A 20,872-nucleotide genomic window follows, 5' to 3' on the forward strand; every position below is an offset into this window, starting at 1 on the left:
CGCAGAAGGTATGCTATAATAGCAGTTGGTCTATTATTTAATAAACGGACGAATTATATAGAAATTACCATTATATATGTGGAAAATCATGAAATAACAGAGGTGTTCATGTTGAAAATATCAACCAAAGGAAGATACGGTCTCACCATTATGATCGAGCTCGCGAAAAAGCATGGTGAAGGCCCGACTTCATTAAAAAGCATCGCACAGACAAATAATTTGTCAGAGCATTATTTAGAGCAGCTGGTCTCACCGCTCAGAAATGCCGGCTTAGTCAAAAGCATCAGAGGCGCATACGGCGGATACGTATTAGGCAGTGAGCCGGATGCCATTACAGCTGGAGACATCATCCGCGTGCTTGAAGGTCCGATCAGCCCTGTGGAAGTGCTCGAAGACGAGGAGCCTGCCAAGCGGGAGCTGTGGATCCGCATACGGGATGCCGTCAAAGAAGTGTTAGACAGCACAACATTAGAGGACCTTGCCAGCTATACAGATGGGGAGCAAGAAGCTTATATGTTCTATATTTAAATCAGAGGTGTAAAACAAAATGGAACGGATTTATTTGGATCACGCCGCAACGTCTCCGATGGATGATCGCGTGCTGGAGAAAATGATACCGCATTTCTCCGGAAATTTCGGCAATCCATCCAGCATTCATTCATTTGGAAGAGAATCACGCAAATGGGTGGACGAAGCAAGAGCGCAGATTGCAGCTGAAATTGGTGCGGCAGAACAGGAAATTATTTTCACTAGCGGGGGAACGGAAGCCGACAACTTAGCGATAATGGGAACTGCGCTTGCCAGAAAAGATCAGGGAAAACATATCATCACGACAAAAATTGAGCATCACGCCGTGCTACACACTTGCGAAAAACTGGAGGAAGACGGATTTGAAGTGACGTATCTGGATGTTGATGAAAACGGCAGAGTCAGTGCAAATCAGGTGAAAGAAGCACTACGTGATGATACAATCCTTGTGACAGTGATGTATGGAAATAACGAAGTCGGAACTGTGCAGCCGATCGATGAAATCGGCCAGCTGCTGAAGGAACACACGGCTTATTTTCATACCGATGCTGTTCAGGCATTCGGGTTTTTTCCAATTGATGTGAAAAGCAGCCATATTGACCTTCTGTCTGTTTCTGGGCACAAGCTCAACGGGCCAAAAGGGACAGGCTTTTTATATGCAAGTAAGGATGTAAAGCTTTCTCCGCTGTTATTCGGAGGAGAGCAAGAAAGAAAACGCCGTGCCGGAACAGAAAATGTTCCGGGAATTGTCGGGCTGAAAGAAGCGGTCAAGCTGTCGGGCGAAGAACGGGACGAAAAAAACGAGAAGTATCAATCGTTTAAAACAATCATTGCCGGTACGCTTAAGGATGCCGATGTGGCATTCGAGATCAATGGAGATCAAGAGCATAGCCTTCCGCATGTCATGAACCTTTATTTTCCCGGTGCATCTGTGGAGGCACTGCTGGTAAATCTTGATATGGCGGGAGTTGCGGTCTCCAGCGGATCAGCGTGCACCGCTGGTTCAGTCCTGCCATCACACGTTCTGACTGCCATGTTCGGTGAAGAGAGCGACCGGCTGACGTCCTCAATTCGAATCAGCTTCGGTCTCGGCAATACGGCTGAGCAAGTGAAAACCGCTGCCGAACATGTGGCTGCCGTTGTAAAGCGGCTGACACAATAAGGCGGACTTAATTATTGGAGTGAATGAAATGGAAAAACGGCCGGAGGATACAAGAGTCGTTGTCGGCATGTCCGGCGGAGTAGACTCATCTGTGGCGGCTCTGCTGTTAAAAGAACAGGGCTATGATGTGATCGGAATCTTTATGAAAAACTGGGATGATACGGACGAAAATGGTTTTTGTACGGCGACAGAGGATTATGAAGATGTCATCCGCGTCTGCAATCAAATCGGAATTCCGTACTATGCCGTTAATTTTGAAAAGCAATATTACGAGAAGGTATTTCAATACTTCCTCGATGAATATAAAGCAGGCAGAACACCAAACCCGGATGTGCTGTGCAACAAAGAAATTAAATTCAAGGCATTTTTGGAGCATGCCCTGTCACTTGGCGCCGACTATTTAGCGACTGGCCACTATGCAAGGGTCGACAGAAGCGGCGGCAAAGTCAGAATGCTGCGCGGCATTGATGAAAACAAAGATCAAACGTACTTCTTGAATCAGCTGACAGAAGATACGCTAAGCAAAGTCATGTTCCCGATCGGCGAGCTTCAAAAAAGCCGTGTGCGTGAAATTGCCAAAGAAGCAGAACTTGCAACGGCAACGAAAAAAGACAGCACAGGCATCTGTTTTATCGGCGAACGCAACTTCAAAACGTTTCTTAGCCAATATCTCCCTGCACAGCCGGGCGATATGATGACGATGGACGGCGAAGTAAAAGGACGCCATGACGGGTTAATGTACTACACGATCGGACAGCGTCACGGCCTTGGCATCGGCGGAAGCGGCGAGCCGTGGTTTGCGGTCGGTAAAGATCTTGAAAAGAACATCCTTTACGTGGATCAAGGGTTCCACAACCCGCTCCTTTACTCCGATAAAATCACAGCAACCAATATCAGCTGGGTTCGTTCGGATATCATGAAGGGCGAAGAGATTTCCTGCACGGCTAAATTCCGTTACCGTCAAGAAGACCATAAAGTCACGGTTCGAATGACTGGGGAAGGCGAAGCGGAGGTTATCTTCGACGAACAGGTCCGTGCTGTCACACCGGGACAAGCCGTTGTCTTTTATGATGGCGAAGAATGCCTTGGCGGCGGAACCATCGATGACGTATATAAAGACGGAACAAAATTGTGGTATGTATAAAATGAAAAAAACCTCAACAGCGAGTTGGGGTTTTTTAATGAAAGGAAGATGTCTGTGGACTACAATCAAGCCGGTATAGAGGCAATGCAGGAAGGCGATTACGAAAAAGCGGCAGAGGCTTTTACAAAAGCGATTGAAGAGAACAAAGAAGACGCAATTCCGTATATTAACTTTGCTAACCTGCTTTCATCAGTAAATGAACTGGAACGGGCGCTTGCGTTTTATGAAAAAGCGCTTGACTTAGACAGCGGGGCAGCCACTGCTTATTATGGAGCAGGAAATGTCTATGTTGTAAAAGAAATGTACAAAGAAGCGAAAGACATGTTTGAAAAAGCGCTGCGTGCCGGAATGGAGAACGGTGATCTTTTCTACATGCTTGGAACCGTTCTCGTAAAGCTTGAGCAGCCTAAGCTCGCTCTGCCATATTTACAAAGAGCCGTCGAGCTGAATGAAAACGATGCAGAAGCGCGTTTCCAATTCGGGATGTGCTTAGCGAACGAAGGCATGCTGGACGAAGCACTCAGCCAATTCGAAGCTGTAACAGAGCAAGACCCGGGGCACGCGGATGCGTTTTATAATTCCGGTGTCGCTTATGCTTATAAAGAAAATCGTGAAAAAGCGCTTGAAATGCTGGACAAGGCTATCGAAATCCAGCCCGATCATATGCTGGCGCTTCATGCAAAAAAACTGATCGACCCATCATAAAAAGCTCAGGAGGAGGGACGGCTCGTGCAGCAGCACCCGGATCAGCTGAAAATGGAGGAGGAGCCCTTTTTAAAAGGGACAGTAAACACCGTCATTTATCACAATGACGCCAATTTATATACGGTTCTGAAAGTGAAAGTCAGAGAGACCTCCGAAGCTATTGAAGATAAAGTCGTATCCGTGACGGGCTACTTCCCTGCGCTTCAAGAAGAAGAGACCTACACGTTTTACGGAAAAACCGTTACTCACCCAAAGTTCGGACTGCAATTTCAAGCTGAGCATTTCAAAAAGGAGATCCCGACAACAAAAGAAGGTGTCATTCAGTATTTGTCGAGCGATCTGTTTGAAGGAATCGGTAAAAAAACCGCTGAAGAGATTGTAAAAAAACTGGGTGACAGTGCGATTAATAAAATTTTGGCTGATTCTTCAGTCCTTTATGATGTTCCGAGACTGTCAAAAAAGAAAGCTGACACCCTTGCCGGTGCTTTGCAGCGGCATCAGGGACTGGAGCAAATTATGATTTCGCTGAATCAATTTGGGTTCGGCCCTCAGCTGTCTATGAAAATCTATCAGGCCTATGAATCCGAGACGCTTGAGAAAATTCAGGAAAACCCTTATCAGCTTGTGAGAGACGTGGAAGGCATAGGCTTTGGAAAAGCAGATGAGCTTGGCGGAAGAATGGGGCTCTCAGGGAATCATCCTGAGCGGATAAAAGCGGCTATTTTGTACACGCTTGAAACGACATGCCTTTCAGAAGGGCATACGTACATAGAAACGAAGCAGCTGATTATCGAAACCCAAACGCTGTTAAATCAGTCAGCGGCAGATGGACAGCGCATTACAGAAATGGATGCCGCTAATGCAATGATTGCGCTTGGAGAGAATAAGGATATTGTCATTGAAGATGAACGATGTTACTTTCCGTCGCTGTTTTTCGCTGAACAAAATGTTGCAAAGCGTGTGAAACAGATCGCAAGCCAAACCGAATATGACGACCAGTTTCCTGAATCAGAATTCCTTCTGGCTTTAGGGGAATTGGAAGAGCGTATGAATGTTCAGTACGCGCCGAGTCAGAAGGAAGCGATACAAAAAGCGCTGTCGTCACCGATGCTTCTTTTAACGGGAGGGCCGGGTACCGGTAAAACAACGGTCATCAGAGGCATTGTGGAATTGTATGGAGAACTCCACGGTGCTTCGCTTGATCCGTCGGATTATAAAAAAGATGAAGCCTTTCCGATTGTGCTGGCCGCGCCTACAGGTAGAGCGGCGAAACGAATGAGTGAGTCAACGGGTCTTCCGGCGGTTACGATACATCGGCTGCTCGGCTGGAACGGCGCGGAAGGATTTACTCATACAGAGGACCAGCCGATTGAAGGGAAGCTTTTGATTATCGATGAAGCGAGTATGCTCGATATATGGCTTGCGAATCATTTGTTCAAAGCGATCCCTGACCATATTCAAATCATCATTGTCGGAGACGAAGACCAGCTGCCTTCCGTCGGACCCGGTCAAGTGCTCAGAGACCTTTTGGCATCCCAGGTGATTCCGACCGTAAGACTGACAGACATCTATCGGCAAGCGGAAGGATCGTCGATTGTCGAGCTTGCCCACGAGATGAAAAACGGGCTGCTTCCGAACAACCTGACGGCCCCGACAAAGGATCGTTCCTTTATTCGCTGCGGTGGTTCGCAAATTAAAGAAGTGGTTGAGAAGGTTGTCGCGAATGCATTGAAAAAAGGATATACGGCAAAAGATATTCAGGTCCTCGCACCGATGTACAGAGGGAAAGCCGGAATCAATGAGCTGAATGTGATGTTGCAGGATATTTTAAACCCTCCAAAAGAAAAGCGGAGGGAAATTAAGTTCGGTGACGTTGTCTATAGAACCGGGGATAAAATTTTGCAGCTTGTCAATCAGCCGGAAAACAATGTGTTTAACGGCGATATTGGAGAAATCACTTCCATTTTCTACGCGAAGGAAAATACAGAAAAAGAAGACATGGCTGTTGTCTCTTTTGACGGCAATGAAATGACATTTACGAAAAAAGACTTCAGTCAGTTTACTCATGCGTATTGCTGCTCTATTCATAAATCGCAGGGCAGTGAATTTCCGATCGTGGTTCTTCCTGTAGTGAAGGGCTACTATAGAATGCTCAGAAGAAACCTTCTATATACTGCCATCACGAGGGCGAAGAAATTTCTCATTTTATGCGGGGAAGAGGAAGCGCTGGAGTGGGGCGTGAAAAATAATGACGCGACTGTCAGACAGACCTCATTAAAAAACAGGCTGTCAGCGCAGGCGGCTGAAATGGATGCTGAGCTGGCGGCTTTGCAAAAAGAGCTCCCGTTCAGCGTGCACGACGCAAATATCGGAATGGAAGGCATTACGCCATTCGATTTTATGAAAGAAGAACAGCTGTAAAAAGGGCTCCCGTGTTTGCGGGAGCTTTTTTCATTGGGGGTGGAAGTGATTTCATCGTATGTGTCAAAGGCGAAAAGCAAAACCTAAGCCTGTTCAACAAAAGGTGGTTGATCACACTTTGAGAACATGCCATGAGGTAGAAGGTTTTCCTGTATATTCAGAACAAACTTCTGTTTATCTTGGGACGATTTCTGATATTTGTTTTTCTCTTGAAGGAAATTGTCTCGGATTTATTCTTGAACAAAAACGTCTTTTTCATAACCATCATGCGCTTTTACGAGCATGTGATATCAGTTGCATTCTTCATGACCGGATATTGGCCGCAGTCAATTCAGAACAGCTTTTGCCTCTTCCGAAATCATGCTTCACATATGAGCAGATGAAAATGAAGCTCGTGAAATCGCAAGAGGGTGATATTTTGGGGATGCTGGAAGATGTATACTTTTGTTTGGACAAGGGCATAATCGTAGCATATGAACTCTCGGACGGTTTCTTTTCTGACTTGGCGGGGTGCAAACGCCAGATCCAAAGAGCGGATTCGCTTGTAGAGGTGCGGAAAGACGAGATCGTTCTGAACGGATAGAGGTGTGAGATATGCTTATATGCCCGAACTGCAAAAGTAAGGATATCGGGAAAATCGGCGTGAACCAATATTATTGCTGGGGCTGTTTCATTGAGCTGACAGTGGTCAAAGGGAAGATTGAAACTCATCAAGTGGAAGAAGACGGAACGCTAAGCAGCCTGGATGATTTGTTTTCTGAGGATGAACGCAGCATCAATTTTTAATAACGAAAGGAGATGCGCAGGATGAATCGGACAATGACTTCTCTTTTGGCGCTGGGAGCCGGGGCTCTCGTGTACCGAATGGCAACTCAATCTGACATGCTGAATAATCGAAGCATGAAGCGGATGAGAAAAAGAATGATGAAGATGTTTTAAGGAATGAAGGATACTCTCTTTAGAGTATCCTTTTTATGTCTGCCGTGCCTCTAGGCGTCTGGCTGCAAGTGAAAGACTGTAATTGACTGCAAAATACATCAATGCCGCCAGCAGAAAAATCGGTAAAAAATAACTGCCGTCAGCGCTTTGCCCGTTTAAAATCTGCGCGTTATGAATAAGCTCAGGCAGGGCAATCACAACAGCTAGCGATGTATCCTTTAATAAAGAAATAAACTGGCTTACGATCGGCGGAACCATCCGGCGAAGCGCCTGAGGCATCACAATAGAGAAAAGTGTCTGTGTATAGCTAAGACCGGAGGAACGCGCCGCTTCAATCTGCCCTTTGTCAACTGAATTCAGGCCGCTCCGTATGATTTCAGAAAGCATGGCGGATTCAAAGATTGTTAAGGCTGTAATAGCGGCAGCTGTAATTTCAAGTTTGATCCCAATTTCCGGCAGGGCGAAAAACGTAAAGAAAATAATTAATAATAAGGGGAGATTTCTGATCGTTTCAACGAGAACGGCAATCAGTTGAGAAAGAATTGGGATTTTCGCATAGCGGAGAGTACCTGCGATCAACCCAAAAATAAAGCTCAGAATGATAGAAATAAATGCAACGTACAGTGTGACGAGAAAGCCGTCCCATAAAAAAGCTAAATGTTCAGATGAATAAGCTCCGATGAAATCCAATGTTTTTCACTCCTTATCAATAGCTTCTTTCCAGCCGTTTTTCCAAATAGTTAACACCGATACTAAGCGGTATCGTCAGCACTAAGTAAAAGAGTGCCACAAAGATATAGACATCAAAAACGACGAGCGTGCTTGATGACACCAAATCCGCCTGATACATGAGATCCAATCCGGCAACAACCCCGAGAATAGACGAGTTTTTGACCAAGTTTAAAAATTGATTGCCCAAGGGGGGGATCACAATTTTGATCGCCTGGGGCAAAATGATATATATCATCGCCTGGCTGTAGGTAAAGCCTGACGATCTTGCTGCTTCCATTTGCCCTTTTGAAACAGACTGGATGCCGGCTCTGATGGCTTCTGCGATAAAAGCAGACGTATAAATTGTGAGCGCAACGGTACCCGCTTGGAATCCATCCAGCCTCAGACCCGCATTTGGAAGTCCAAAGTAAAAGACAAATGTAATCAAAAGCAAGGGGATATTGCGGATAAATTCGACATAAGCCGTCCCGAGCCATTGCAAGGGCTTAAATACTGTTATTCTCATCACCGCGACAAGAACGCCAAGCGCAAAGCTGCCGGCCAGCGCGATCAGGCTTGCGAGCAGCGTGTGGTAAAAACCGTCCATATACATGTCGAAGTTATCGAATAGAATAGACACATTCATATGCTTTATTCACTCTCCTTATAAAATCGGGATGAGCATCGCCTGCTCACCCCGGGATGTTCGTTATTCAGCTGGTTCTTCTTTAATCCATTTTTTATAAATCTCGTCATATCTACCGTCCGATTTCATCTTTTCGAGAGAAGCGTTAATTTCTTTTGCGAGAGCCGATTGTCCTTTTTTTACGGCAATTCCATATGGCTCATCCGTGAATGGTTCTCCTGTTAATTGATAATTTTTATTCTCGTCAGCCATTCCGTATAAAATGGCATTATCCGTTGTGAGAGCATCGCCTTGACCGGATTTCAGCGCTGTAAAGGCTTCGGTGTAGTTTTCGAACTCTAATACACTCGCATCAGGCGCCTTTTCGCGTATGTTTTGAGAGGAAGTGGAGCCTTTTACAGCGAGAACTTTCGAGCCTTTGCCAAGGTCCTCAATACTTTTGATCTTGCTGCCTTTTTTCACGAGAAGTGATTGGCCTGCTTCAAAATAGACATCGGAAAAGTCAACTTCCTTTTTTCGTTCATCAGTGATCGTCATCGTTGCGACAATGGCGTCGATATCTCCGTTTTGAAGCATCGGGATCCTTGTTTTTGATGTGACTTCTTTAAATTCAGCTTTGTTTTCGTCGCCTAAAATATCTTTAGCGATTTGTTTGGCAATGTCGATGTCAAATCCCTCGATATCACCTGAGCTTGGGTTTTTCAGGCCGAACAGCCTGGTGTCGGTTTTAACACCGAAAACAATTTTGTCTTGATCTTTAATGGCAGCTAATGTATCTTTTTTGCTATCCTTTGCGCTTTCTCCGTTTGACCCCTTGCTTCCGCATGCAGCAAGCATGACAACAGCGATTAAAGAAATCAATGCTAACGATAAAATCTTTTTCATACAAACTCCCCCATTTCTCTTTTTAATGATTTAAAATACGGCTCAAGAATAGGCGTGCCCGTTCTTCCTTCGGGTTTGCGTAAAACTCAGCCGGTGCTGCTTCCTCCAGAATGTTTCCTTCATCAATAAAGACAATACGATCCGCCACTTCTCTCGCAAACCCCATTTCATGCGTCACGACAACCATTGTCATGCCTTCTTTGGCGAGGTTCTTCATCACATCAAGCACTTCACCGATCATTTCCGGATCGAGCGCCGATGTCGGCTCGTCAAACAGCATGACCTCCGGCTTCATCGCCAGTCCCCGGGCAATAGCCACACGCTGCTGCTGCCCGCCGGAAAGCTGGGAAGGGTAGGCGTTTGCTTTCTCAGGGATTCCGACTTTTTCAAGGTAATACAGCGCAGTTTCCTTCGCTTGTTCAGCGGATTGTCCGAGTACTTTTACGGGCGCCAGCATAATATTTTGCAGCACGGTTTTATGAGGATATAAATGAAAGTGCTGAAACACCATTCCGATATTTCGCCGTACGTTATTAATGTCAGTTTTTCTGTCATTAATAACTGTGCCGTTTACGGTAAGTGTTCCTTCGTTAATCGTCTCCAGCCTGTTGATGCATCTGAGCAAAGTGCTTTTTCCGGAACCTGATGGGCCGATAATGACGACGACTTCACCTTTTTCGATTTGCAGGTTAATCTGCTTTAGCACATGAAAATCTCCGTAATGCTTGTTTACATTTTGAAATGAGATCATCGCAATCCTCCTAACAGAAACTTCAATAATTATGTGTAAATGTAACTAACTTACAAGGTTGAGGAAAGTAACAACACGATATGATGCATACCTTAGTGCGAAAGGGTCAAACTTTTCTGGAAATTTAGCGTGGAAAAATATCCATTCCATTTGTCTGTGTAAAGAAAACATAAGAGAATAATTCCCTATAATCCTCAAAAGATATAGAAGAGGTGAAAGCAGATGCTCCAGAAACCGGTGCAGCTTTTGTTATGGGTGGCCATTTGTTTATTGGTCCTGTTAACAGTCTATGTCTTTTGTATGCTAGATATGTTATGGTCTCCCCTGTGGCTCGTCATAAAATCGATCTTTATTCCCTTGATCATTTCTATTTTTATTTCTTATTTATTACTTCCGGTCACTGAGTGGCTTCATGACAAAGGTCTGCCAAGGACTTTAAGCATTTTGGTGATTTACGTCCTTTTTTTTGGCGGACTGGGCTGGGCATTATATAAAGGTGTGCCTGTTCTAATCGTGCAGCTGACGGATCTGTCAGAAAATATACCTATGTTTGCCGAGACGTACAATGGGCTCCTTCTCCATGTGCATAACCATACAGATGACTGGCCGGACGGCATGCATCAGCGCATAGACAAAATGATTAGGCAGACAGAGGCGTTTTTCGCCGGCACAATCGAAGGGGCAATTAGCGGAATCCGTAAAGTGCTCGACTATTTCTTAATTGCGGCAACGATTCCTTTTCTCGTGTTTTATATGGTCAAGGACATCGAATTGATGAAAAAAACGGTGTGGTATTTGACGCCGAAGTCGTGGAGGAAGCGGGGCAGCGCTTTTTTGCTTGATGTAGATGATTCTCTCGGTGATTACATTCGCGGCCAGCTGCTCGTCTGCTTGATTCTCGGAGCCGTAGCCGGTATTACATTTTGGATATTTGGCCTTCCGTATCCGCTGATACTGGGTCTTATCTCGGGTATTACGAATGTCATCCCGTACTTCGGTCCCTTTATCGGCGCTGTTCCTGCGCTTTTGATTGCAATGACGATTTCTGTGAAGGCCGTTCTTGTCGTTGTCATTACGGTGTTTGTACTTCAATTTTTGGAAGGAAATGTCCTCAGTCCGTTTATTGTCGGCAGAAGTCTCAAGATGCACCCGGTAGTGATCATGCTTGCGCTTCTTGCCGGAGGTGAGCTGGCGGGGATTGTCGGCATGATACTTGCAGTGCCTGCTGCGGCTGTTTTAAAAGTAATGATGATCCATTTTCTGCGGATGCGGACGGAGCATTGACATTGGCGTGCCGCTTGTCTATAATTTCTCGTAGAATACATACGAATCTCGAGTGACGGATCTGAGTACGCCGAAGCCCTGTTAAAGAGAGAAGCTCCGTAAGCTGAAAGGAGCTTTATCAGAAGATCGGAGGAAGCTAATCCTGAGTGCAGTTAATCGCTGCCGCACATCCTGCGTTATTGGATGAAAGGTGACGGGCGAATCATAAGGCCCGTAATCAGGGTGGTACCGCGAGACAGCTCTCGTCCCTGTGTAAACGTGTGTTTGCATAGGGGGAGGGCTTTTTTGCTGTCACTGAAGAGAATTTCGATTTTTATAGAGGAGGAAATACAATGAAACACTTAACTTCTGCTGAAGTGCGTCAAATGTTTTTGGATTTCTTTAAAGAAAAAGGACATGCTGTAGAGCCGAGCGCGTCATTAGTGCCTCATGAAGATCCTTCACTGCTTTGGATTAACAGCGGTGTTGCGACGCTGAAAAAATATTTTGACGGCCGCGTTGTGCCGGAAAATCCAAGAATCGTAAACGCTCAAAAAGCAATCAGAACAAACGATATTGAAAATGTGGGTAAAACCGCGCGCCATCACACATTCTTTGAAATGCTCGGAAACTTTTCCATCGGTGATTATTTTAAAGAAGAAGCGATCACATGGGCTTGGGAATTTTTAACGAGTGACAAGTGGATTGGTTTTGACGAAGAGCTTCTTTCTGTTACAGTTCATCCGGAAGATGAAGAAGCGTATGAGTTTTGGGCGAAAAAAATCGGTGTTCCGGAAGAAAGAATTATTCGCCTGGAAGGGAACTTCTGGGACATCGGCGAAGGGCCGAGCGGACCAAACACAGAAATTTTCTACGACCGCGGTGAAGCGTACGGGAACGATCCTGACGATCCGGAGCTTTATCCTGGGGGAGAAAATGACCGCTATCTTGAAGTATGGAACCTTGTATTCTCTGAGTTCAACCATAATCCGGACGGCACGTATACGCCGCTTCCGAAGAAAAACATCGATACAGGGATGGGGCTTGAAAGAATGGTATCTGTCATTCAAAATGTCCCGACAAACTTTGATACTGATTTGTTTGTTCCAATCATCAAAGCGACAGAAACGATTTCCGGTGAAGCATACGGCCAAGATCATGTAAAAGACACTGCATTTAAAGTCATCGCCGACCACATCAGAACGGTTGCTTTTGCTGTCAGTGACGGGGCGCTTCCGTCAAATGAAGGACGCGGCTATGTATTAAGACGTTTATTGCGCCGCGCTGTGCGTTATGCCAAAACGATCAACATCAACCGTCCGTTCATGTACGATCTTGTGCCGGTTGTTGCTGAGATCATGGCTGCTTTCTACCCTGAAGTAAAAGAGAAGGAAGAATTCATCTCAAAGGTCATTAAAACGGAGGAAGAACGCTTCCACGAAACACTGAATGAAGGACTTGCCATCTTGTCAGAAATGATCAAAAAGGAAAAAGATAAGGGCAGCAGCGTCATTTCAGGTGCGGATGTCTTTAAACTTTACGACACGTACGGATTCCCGGTTGAACTGACTGAAGAATATGCGGAAGATGAGAACATGACAGTTGACCATAAAGGCTTTGAAGAAGAAATGAACCAGCAGCGCGAGCGGGCCAGAAATGCACGTCAGGATGTGGGCAGCATGCAGGTGCAGGGCGGCGCATTACGCGACGTAACAGAAGAAAGCACATTTGTCGGCTACTCCCAAACAAAGGCTGATGCCAATGTGATTGTGCTTCTGCAGGACGGCCAGTTAATTGAAGAAGCACATGAAGGCGAAACTGTACAGATCATTCTTGACGAAACACCTTTCTATGCGGAAAGCGGCGGTCAAATCGGCGACAAAGGCTTTTTGCGCAGCGAGCAGGCAGTGGTAAAAGTGAAAGATGTGCAAAAAGCGCCGAACGGCCAGCATGTGCATGAAGGTGTTGTCGAGAGCGGAACCGTTCAAAAAGGCATGCATGTAACAGCTGAGGTTGAAGATCATATGAGAAGCGGCGTGATTAAAAACCATACGGCAACGCACTTATTGCACCAGGCCTTGAAGGATGTTCTTGGAACGCACGTCAATCAGGCGGGCTCCCTTGTGAATGAAAACCGCCTTCGTTTTGACTTCTCACACTTCGGGCAAGTGACAAAAGAAGAACTCGAACGAATTGAAGTCATTGTAAACGAAAAGATTTGGGCAAGCATCCCGGTCAGCATTGATCTGAAACCGATCGCTGAAGCAAAAGAAATGGGAGCTATGGCTCTGTTCGGAGAAAAATACGGTGATATTGTAAGGGTTGTTCAAGTCGGAGATTACAGCCTTGAGCTTTGCGGCGGATGCCATGTCAGCAACACAGCGGAAATCGGTTTATTTAAAATCGTATCTGAGTCTGGAATCGGAGCGGGCACTAGACGGATTGAAGCTGTAACAGGACAAGGCGCTTACGTGGAAATGAACAGCCAGATCTCAGTTTTGAAGCAGACTGCCGACGAACTGAAAACAAATATCAAAGAAGTGCCGAAGCGCGTTGCTGCGCTGCAGGCTGAGCTGAAGGAAGCGCAAAGAGAAAATGAATCTCTTCTGGCGAAACTCGGCAACGTTGAAGCAGGCGCGATTCTATCAAAAGTAAAAGAAGTTGATGGTGTCAGCGTGCTTGCGGAAAAGGTAAACGCCAAAGACATGAACCATCTCCGCACAATGGTTGATGAACTGAAAGCAAAAATCGGCTCTGCGGTCATCGTGCTTGGCGCTGTGCAAAATGATAAAGTCAATATTTCTGCCGGTGTTACAAAGGATCTGATTGAGAAAGGCCTTCATGCCGGCAAGCTTGTCAAACAAGCCGCGGAAGTTTGCGGCGGAGGCGGCGGAGGCCGTCCGGACATGGCACAGGCGGGCGGCAAACAGCCGGAAAAATTAGAAGAAGCATTGGCTTCTGTAGAAGATTGGGTGAAATCCGTTTTATAATTTGCCCATGTAGTGTAGAATGATGGTAAGATTAGGACCCCAGGCTGAACTTTGCCTGCGAATTTGGGAAAGAGGTGCAAAACGGTGAGCTCGTTTGATAAAACGATGAAATTTAATTTCTCCGATGATTCTGCCGAGACTAACGTAAATGAGGTGCTGATTACTGTGTATGACGCGCTTCAGGAAAAGGGCTACAATCCAATCAATCAGATTGTCGGATACTTGCTGTCAGGTGATCCCGCTTATATTCCTAGGCATCGTGACGCTCGCAATTTAATTCGCAAACTTGAAAGAGACGAATTAATCGAGGAATTGGTGAAGTCTTATTTAGAACAGCATAAAGAGGCGTAAATAAACAATGAGAATATTAGGGCTCGATTTAGGAACCAAAACACTCGGTGTTGCTCTGAGCGATGAAATGGGCTGGACTGCTCAAGGCATTGAGACCATAAAGATAAATGAAGCAGAGGGCGATTACGGATTACCCCGTTTATCTGAACTGACAAAAGACTATACTATAGATAAGATCGTGCTCGGCTTTCCTAAAAACATGAATGGAACAGTCGGCCCGAGAGGTGAAGCCAGCCAAACATTTGCGAAAGTGCTTGAAACCACGTACAATGTTCCTGTTGTGCTGTGGGACGAGCGTCTTACCACAATGGCGGCTGAAAAAATGCTGATTGCCGCTGATGTCAGCAGGCAGAAACGAAAAAAAGTCATTGATAAAATGGCGGCTGTTATGATTCTGCAAGGATATCTTGACAGCTTAAATTAAAGCCAGAGGTGAATATAATGGAACACGGCGAAAAAAATATTACAATTGTTGACGATCAAGGAAATGAACAGCTTTGCGAAGTGCTGTTTACATTTGAAAACGAAGAGTTTGGCAAATCTTATGTGTTGTACTACCCAATTGAAACAAAGAATGACGAAGAAGTAGAAATTCTTGCTTCCAGCTTTACGCCAAACGAAGATGGTGAAGACGGCGAACTATTCCCGATCGAAACCGATGAAGAATGGGATATGATCGAAGAGACATTAAACACGTTTTTAGCGGAAGAAGACGAAGAGTAAAAACCGCGCCAAAAGCCGGAGCCTATACTGCTCCGGCTTTTTTTCTGCTTATAAAGAGACTTTTTTTGTAATAAATTGCCGAAACAGCATGAATCATGTAGTATAAAAGCTGATGGGAGGAGACCTTATGTATATTAATCAGCAAAAAAAATCATTTTTAAATAAAAAAAGAATTGTACTGTCTTCCATTATTGTGCTGCTTCTCATCATAGGCGGAGCATTTTTATATGGGAAATCACTGCTGGAACCTGTTGAAAAAAACAATAAAACGACAGTTAATATTAACATTCCGAGCGGATCGTCTGTATCTGCGATCGCATCGATTTTGAAGGAAAACAATGTCATAAAAAGTGAAAAGGCATTTCAGTACTATGTGAAATATAAAAAAGCTTCCGGATTCCAAGCCGGGTACTACCATCTGAACAAAGGAATGGATCTGGATGCCATTATCAAGAAGCTGACAAGCGGAGCAACAAACTACGCCTTTCAAATCACGGTCCCTGAGGGGAAACAGCTGACACAGATCGCCGACGCCATTACGGAGGAAACGAAATACTCAAAAAAACAGGTCATGGCAAAGCTGGACGATAAAACGTTTGTCAATCAGCTGAAAAAGGAATTTCCGGACACCGTTACAAACGATGTTTTTCAGAAGAATATAAAGCATCCGCTGGAAGGATACCTATTCCCGGCTACATATCCATTCCACGATCCGGATACGTCGCTTGAGGACATCATAACTGAGATGATGAAACAGACAGATTCTTATGTGAAGACATACAAAACAGAAATGAAGAAAGAAAAGCTTTCTGTGCATAAGCTGCTGACGATGGCTTCTTTGATCGAAGAGGAAGCGACTGAAAAAGCCGATCGCCATAAAATTTCCAGCGTCTTTTATAACAGGCTGAAAAAGAAGATGCCGCTTCAGACCGATCCGACCGTCTTGTACGCGGCTGGCAAACATAAAGACCGGGTGCTATATAAAGACCTTGAAATCGATTCGCCGTACAATACGTATAAAAACACCGGTCTGCCGCCAGGACCGATTGCCAATGCCGGAATGTCGTCATGGGAAGCGGCGCTTCATCCGGATAAAACGGACTATCTGTACTTTTTAGCAAAATCAAACGGTGAGGTCGTATTTACGAAAACATTAAAAGAACATAATAAAGCAAAAGAAAAATATATTTCGGCAAAAAATCAGAAATAAAAGGAGAGCAAAAGCTCTCCTTTTATTCGCATTCCGCAAGGTTTTATGATAAAATATATCGGGTTGTTTACTAACGTATACAAGTTGTGCTCAGAGAGTGTCCTGTGTCAAAGACTGGGGCACTCCTTTTTAGAACGGGAGGCTGTTTGTTGTGACAGACCGCTATGAACAAATAAATGACTATATAGAAGCATTATTGAAGCCTCAGCCGGATAACGTGAGGAAACTGGAAGCATATGCGGAAGAACATCATGTTCCGATTATGGAAAAAGCGGGCATAGAAGTGCTGCTCCAAATTTTGTCTGTCAAACAGGCGAAGAAAATACTGGAGATCGGAACGGCTATCGGTTACTCGGCCATTCGAATGGCGCTGGCACTGCCGTCTGCAGAAATATATACGATTGAACGCAATGAGACACGCCATGAGGAAGCTGTTAACAACATAAAGGATTTTCAGCTTGATGACCGAATCCATGTGTTTTACGGGGACGCGCTCGAATTAGCAGAAGCCGTTCATGTCACAGCGCCATATGATGTGATTTTCATTGATGCTGCTAAAGGTCAATATCAAAACTTTTTTCACTTATATGAACCGATGCTTTCGCCAGACGGGGTGATTTTAACAGACAACGTGCTGTTTAAAGGTCTGGTGGCAGAGGATTACAGCAAAATAGAACCAAAAAGAAGGCGCAGGCTGGTATCAAAAATCGATGAGTATAATCATTGGCTGATGAATCATCCGGATTATCAAACTGCGATTATCCCTGTTGGGGACGGGCTTGCGATCAGTAAAAAGAAGAGGTGAACGTCATGAAAAAGCCAGAGCTCTTAGTCACACCGACAAGTACGGCAGACATTTTGCCGCTGATTCAGGCGGGGGCAACTGCGTTTTTAGTTGGGGAACAGAGATACGGTCTGAGATTAGCGGGGGAATTTTCCCGTGAGGATGTAACGAAAGCGGTAGACATTGCCCATAACGAAGGAGCAAAAGTATACGTTGCCGTAAATGGAATTTTTCATAACGATAAAGTGGGAGAACTTGGCGATTATCTCGCTTTCTTAGCGGAAACGGGCGTTGATGCGGCTGTATTCGGCGATCCTGCCGTTCTTATGGCTGCACGTGAATCAGCGCCGGAGCTGAAGCTTCATTGGAGCACAGAAACGACAGGAACCAACTATTATACATGCAACTACTGGGGACGTAAAGGCGCAGCTCGATCTGTGCTTGCCAGAGAATTAAATATGGACAGCATTGTTGAGATCAAAGAAAACGCAGAAGTTGAAATTGAAGTCCAGGTGCATGGAATGACCTGCATGTTCCAGTCGAAGCGTTCCTTGATCGGAAACTATTTCGAATACCAAGGCAAAGTCATGGACATTGAAAGAAAGAAAAAAGAATCCGGCATGTTCCTGCATGATAAGGAACGCCATAATAAATATCCGATTTTCGAAGATGAGAACGGCACACATATCATGAGCCCGAACGATGTGTGCATTATTGATGAACTTGAAGAGCTGATAGATGCGGGAGTCGATTCTTTCAAAATCGACGGTGTTCTGAAATCATCTGAATACTTAGTGGAAGTCACCAGCATGTACAGAGAAGCGATTGATCTGTGTGCGGAAAACCGTGACGATTACGAAGCGAAAAAAGAAGACTGGATCGAACGTATTGAAAACATTCAGCCAGTAAACAGAAAAATAGATACCGGCTTCTTCTTTAAAGAAACGGTTTATTAATGAAAAGGAGGTTACGCTATGACTGCCGTAAATGATAAGATTTCTAAAATAGTTGATGGTAAGCGTGTGATTACGAAAAAGCCAGAGCTTCTCGCGCCTGCGGGGAATCTTGAAAAGCTGAAAATTGCTGTACATTACGGAGCGGATGCCGTCTTTATCGGAGGGCAGGAATACGGGCTTCGTTCGAATGCGGATAACTTTACGATTGAAGAAATCGCAGAGGGCGTGGAATTTGCGAAAAAATACGGCGCGAAAATTTACGTCACGACAAATATTTTTGCCCACAATGAGAATATTGACGGGCTTGAAGATTATTTAAAAGCTCTCGGTGACGCCAATGTTGCCGGCATCATTGTGGCAGATCCGCTTATTATCGAAACCTGCCGCAGAGTAGCTCCTCATGTTGAGGTTCACTTGAGCACGCAGCAATCTCTCTCCAACTGGAAGGCTGTTCAGTTCTGGAAGGAAGAAGGGCTTGACCGTGTGGTGTTAGCCCGTGAGACAAGCGCGCTCGAAATCAGAGAAATGAAAGAAAAAGTAGATATCGAAATTGAATCCTTTATTCACGGTGCGATGTGTATTGCATACTCCGGCCGCTGTGTCTTGAGCAATCACATGACAGCCCGCGATTCCAACCGCGGAGGCTGCTGCCAGTCATGCCGCTGGGATTATGATTTATATCAAACCGACGGTGCCAATGCCGTTGCTTTATACAGTGAAGAAGACGCTCCGTTTGCAATGAGTCCGAAAGACTTGAAGCTGATTGAGTCGATTCCGAAAATGATTGAAATGGGCATCGACAGCTTAAAGATTGAAGGACGGATGAAATCCATTCACTACGTAGCGACAGTTGTCAGCGTGTATCGTAAAGTGATTGACGCTTATTGCGCTGATCCCGATAACTTTGTGATTCAAAAAGAATGGCTGGAAGAGCTTGATAAATGCGCCAACCGTGACACTGCGACAGCTTTCTTCGAAGGAACACCAGGCTATGAAGAGCAAATGTTTGGCGAACACGGCAAAAAAACAACATTTGATTTTGTCGGCTTAGTGCTGAATTATGATGAGGATACACAAATGGTCACTCTTCAGCAGCGCAATTTCTTCAAAAAAGGCGACGAAGTAGAATTTTTCGGTCCGGAAATCGAAAACTTTACACATACGATTGAAACTATTTGGGACGAAGACGGAAATGAGCTAGACGCTGCCCGCCATCCCCTGCAAATTGTCAAATTCAAATTAGACAAAAAGATTTATCCGAGCAACATGATGAGAAAGGGGAAGTAATCACCCATGGGTAAGAGTCCAGTAGTCATTGGAATCGCAGGAGGTTCCGGTTCAGGAAAAACGAGTGTAACACGTTCAATTTATGAACAATTCAAAGGGCACTCGATTTTAATGATCCAGCAAGACCTCTATTATAAAGACCAAAGCCATCTTCCATTTGAAGAAAGGCTGAATACAAACTATGATCATCCGCTTGCGTTTGATAATGACTATTTAATCGAGCATATTCAAGACCTATTGAATTACCGTCCGATTGAAAAGCCGATTTACGATTATAAGCTTCACACACGGTCAGAAGAAACGGTTCACGTAGAGCCGAAAGACGTGATTATTCTTGAAGGCATTCTTGTTCTTGAAGATAAAAGGCTGCGCGACCTGATGGATATCAAGCTTTACGTTGACACAGACGCTGACTTGCGCATCATCAGACGGATTATGAGAGATATTAATGAGCGCGGACGCTCTATTGATTCTGTCATTGAACAATATGTGTCTGTTGTCCGCCCGATGCACAATCAATTCGTTGAGCCGACAAAGCGATACGCTGATATTATTATCCCGGAAGGCGGACAAAATCACGTTGCAATTGATCTGATGGTCACAAAAATTCAAACCATTCTTGAACAAAACGCGATTTTGTAATACCATAGCATAGACATAAATAACTCTGACCATATTATGTATAGGCAGGAAGGGGATGTGTAAATTCCCTTCTTTCCCTGTTTATAAACGCGAAATATTTGCAGAACCACAAGATTCAGTTTAAGATAAACAGTACCAATATGGGAGAGAAGAACGAGGACTGCCCTGTGTTCTCATTCTTGTATTTTAGTTTATGCTCTCATACATAATCGAAGATGTTGAGGGACAACCAGAAGGAGTGAAGGGACATGGCACAAGAGAAAGTTTTTCCTATGACTGTAGAAGGAAAACAAAAACTTGAACAAGAATTAGAATATTTGAAAACGGTTAAACGAAAAGAAGTAGTAGAGCGCATCAAAATCGCGAGAAGTTTCGGGGATCTTTCCGAAAACTCTGAATACGACTCAGCGAAAGAAGAGCAGGCATTCGTAGAGGGCCGTGTAACGACTCTTGAGAATATGATCCGCAATGCGAAAATCATTGAAGATGACGGCGGCTCTAACGTTGTCGGTTTAGGTAAAACCGTCACTTTCGTCGAACTGCCTGATGGTGATGAAGAATCTTATACAATCGTCGGAAGCGCTGAAGCTGATCCGTTTGAAGGGAAAATTTCAAACGACTCGCCGATCGCTAAAAGCCTGCTTGGCAAAAAAGTAGATGATGAAGTCACAGTTCAGACACCGGGCGGAGAAATGCTCGTGAAAATTGTGAAAATTTCATAATATCCGTTTAGCAAAGAAACACCTCGTCCACAATGTGGGTGAGGTGTTTTTT

General features: G+C 44.8%; 23 protein-coding genes. 19 read left to right on the forward strand and 4 right to left on the reverse strand.

Features of this window, described 5'->3' with window-relative positions; genetic code table 11:
- Nucleotides 1-111: 111 nt before the first annotated feature.
- From cymR to KXD37_RS01890, 8 genes are all read left to right on the forward strand, one after another.
- Nucleotides 112-528: a cysteine metabolism transcriptional regulator CymR gene (cymR, locus tag KXD37_RS01855; protein WP_003225879.1), complete on the forward strand. Its 417-nt coding sequence runs from the start codon at nt 112-114 to the stop codon at nt 526-528.
- A gap of 19 nt (nt 529-547) precedes the next feature.
- Complete coding sequence (locus KXD37_RS01860; RefSeq protein WP_103672584.1) at nt 548-1,690, forward strand: cysteine desulfurase family protein; 1,143 nt, start codon at nt 548-550, stop codon at nt 1,688-1,690.
- Between the two features lie 28 nt (nt 1,691-1,718).
- Complete coding sequence (gene mnmA, locus KXD37_RS01865; protein WP_004398509.1) at nt 1,719-2,834, forward strand: tRNA 2-thiouridine(34) synthase MnmA; 1,116 nt, start codon at nt 1,719-1,721, stop codon at nt 2,832-2,834.
- An 84-nt stretch (nt 2,835-2,918) separates the two neighbouring features.
- Nucleotides 2,919-3,539, forward strand: coding sequence for a tetratricopeptide repeat protein (locus KXD37_RS01870; protein WP_081638347.1), 621 nt, complete (start codon nt 2,919-2,921; stop codon nt 3,537-3,539).
- 24 nt (nt 3,540-3,563) lie between these two features.
- Entirely contained in the window at nt 3,564-5,960 is a 2,397-nt protein-coding gene (locus tag KXD37_RS01875) for an ATP-dependent RecD-like DNA helicase (protein WP_127696706.1), read from the forward strand.
- Nucleotides 5,961-6,018: 58 nt separating this feature from the next.
- On the forward strand, nt 6,019-6,543 hold the full coding sequence (locus tag KXD37_RS01880) for a PRC-barrel domain-containing protein (protein WP_106022554.1): 525 nt from the start codon (nt 6,019-6,021) through the stop codon (nt 6,541-6,543).
- 11 nt (nt 6,544-6,554) lie between these two features.
- On the forward strand, nt 6,555-6,746 hold the full coding sequence (locus KXD37_RS01885) for a hypothetical protein (protein ID WP_010335110.1): 192 nt from the start codon (nt 6,555-6,557) through the stop codon (nt 6,744-6,746).
- A 21-nt stretch (nt 6,747-6,767) separates the two neighbouring features.
- Nucleotides 6,768-6,899, forward strand: coding sequence for a YrzQ family protein (locus KXD37_RS01890; RefSeq protein ID WP_024122308.1), 132 nt, complete (start codon nt 6,768-6,770; stop codon nt 6,897-6,899).
- 33 nt (nt 6,900-6,932) lie between these two features.
- On the opposite strand, the gene KXD37_RS01895 is transcribed toward KXD37_RS01890, so the two are convergent.
- The 4 genes from KXD37_RS01895 to KXD37_RS01910 all read right to left on the reverse strand — a co-directional run bounded on the left by KXD37_RS01895 (nt 6,933) and on the right by KXD37_RS01910 (nt 9,892).
- Nucleotides 6,933-7,589, reverse strand: a complete 657-nt coding sequence (locus tag KXD37_RS01895) for an amino acid ABC transporter permease (protein ID WP_263463218.1) — start codon at nt 7,587-7,589, stop codon at nt 6,933-6,935.
- 16 nt (nt 7,590-7,605) lie between these two features.
- The gene (locus KXD37_RS01900; protein ID WP_024122306.1) at nt 7,606-8,256 is read right to left on the reverse strand and encodes an amino acid ABC transporter permease; all 651 of its coding nucleotides are present in this window, start codon (nt 8,254-8,256) and stop codon (nt 7,606-7,608) included.
- A gap of 63 nt (nt 8,257-8,319) precedes the next feature.
- On the reverse strand, nt 8,320-9,141 hold the full coding sequence (locus tag KXD37_RS01905) for a transporter substrate-binding domain-containing protein (protein WP_024122305.1): 822 nt from the start codon (nt 9,139-9,141) through the stop codon (nt 8,320-8,322).
- A 22-nt stretch (nt 9,142-9,163) separates the two neighbouring features.
- A complete protein-coding gene (locus KXD37_RS01910; protein ID WP_024122304.1) occupies nt 9,164-9,892 on the reverse strand; it encodes an amino acid ABC transporter ATP-binding protein in 729 nt (242 codons plus the stop codon).
- A 222-nt stretch (nt 9,893-10,114) separates the two neighbouring features.
- On the opposite strand from KXD37_RS01910, the gene KXD37_RS01915 reads away from it, so the two are divergent.
- The 11 genes from KXD37_RS01915 to greA all read left to right on the forward strand — a co-directional run bounded on the left by KXD37_RS01915 (nt 10,115) and on the right by greA (nt 20,820).
- Complete coding sequence (locus tag KXD37_RS01915) at nt 10,115-11,176, forward strand: AI-2E family transporter (protein WP_024122303.1); 1,062 nt, start codon at nt 10,115-10,117, stop codon at nt 11,174-11,176.
- A gap of 332 nt (nt 11,177-11,508) precedes the next feature.
- On the forward strand, nt 11,509-14,145 hold the full coding sequence (alaS, locus tag KXD37_RS01920; RefSeq protein WP_095714639.1) for an alanine--tRNA ligase: 2,637 nt from the start codon (nt 11,509-11,511) through the stop codon (nt 14,143-14,145).
- A gap of 84 nt (nt 14,146-14,229) precedes the next feature.
- Nucleotides 14,230-14,496 (forward strand): IreB family regulatory phosphoprotein, encoded by a 267-nt coding sequence (locus KXD37_RS01925; RefSeq protein ID WP_003225903.1) that lies wholly within the window; start codon nt 14,230-14,232, stop codon nt 14,494-14,496.
- Nucleotides 14,497-14,503: 7 nt separating this feature from the next.
- Nucleotides 14,504-14,920: a Holliday junction resolvase RuvX gene (gene ruvX, locus KXD37_RS01930; RefSeq protein ID WP_024122301.1), complete on the forward strand. Its 417-nt coding sequence runs from the start codon at nt 14,504-14,506 to the stop codon at nt 14,918-14,920.
- Between the two features lie 17 nt (nt 14,921-14,937).
- Nucleotides 14,938-15,219 carry a DUF1292 domain-containing protein gene (locus KXD37_RS01935; protein ID WP_010335105.1) on the forward strand — a complete coding sequence of 94 codons (282 nt, stop codon included), beginning with the start codon at nt 14,938-14,940 and terminating at the stop codon, nt 15,217-15,219.
- 127 nt (nt 15,220-15,346) lie between these two features.
- Nucleotides 15,347-16,429 carry an endolytic transglycosylase MltG gene (mltG, locus tag KXD37_RS01940; RefSeq protein WP_106020182.1) on the forward strand — a complete coding sequence of 361 codons (1,083 nt, stop codon included), beginning with the start codon at nt 15,347-15,349 and terminating at the stop codon, nt 16,427-16,429.
- 151 nt (nt 16,430-16,580) lie between these two features.
- Nucleotides 16,581-17,234, forward strand: coding sequence for an O-methyltransferase (locus KXD37_RS01945; protein WP_024122299.1), 654 nt, complete (start codon nt 16,581-16,583; stop codon nt 17,232-17,234).
- Nucleotides 17,235-17,239: 5 nt separating this feature from the next.
- Nucleotides 17,240-18,169 carry a peptidase U32 family protein gene (locus tag KXD37_RS01950; protein WP_095714640.1) on the forward strand — a complete coding sequence of 310 codons (930 nt, stop codon included), beginning with the start codon at nt 17,240-17,242 and terminating at the stop codon, nt 18,167-18,169.
- Nucleotides 18,170-18,187: 18 nt separating this feature from the next.
- The gene (locus tag KXD37_RS01955; protein ID WP_044154332.1) at nt 18,188-19,456 is read left to right on the forward strand and encodes a peptidase U32 family protein; all 1,269 of its coding nucleotides are present in this window, start codon (nt 18,188-18,190) and stop codon (nt 19,454-19,456) included.
- A 6-nt stretch (nt 19,457-19,462) separates the two neighbouring features.
- Nucleotides 19,463-20,098, forward strand: a complete 636-nt coding sequence (gene udk, locus KXD37_RS01960) for a uridine kinase (RefSeq protein ID WP_010335100.1) — start codon at nt 19,463-19,465, stop codon at nt 20,096-20,098.
- Nucleotides 20,099-20,346: 248 nt separating this feature from the next.
- The gene (greA, locus tag KXD37_RS01965; RefSeq protein WP_010335099.1) at nt 20,347-20,820 is read left to right on the forward strand and encodes a transcription elongation factor GreA; all 474 of its coding nucleotides are present in this window, start codon (nt 20,347-20,349) and stop codon (nt 20,818-20,820) included.
- The last annotated feature ends 52 nt before the right edge of the window (nt 20,821-20,872 follow it).

Origin of the sequence: Bacillus sp. XT-2, from assembly GCF_025696525.1 — a bacterium.
In the GTDB taxonomy this organism is placed as follows: domain Bacteria; phylum Bacillota; class Bacilli; order Bacillales; family Bacillaceae; genus Bacillus; species Bacillus halotolerans.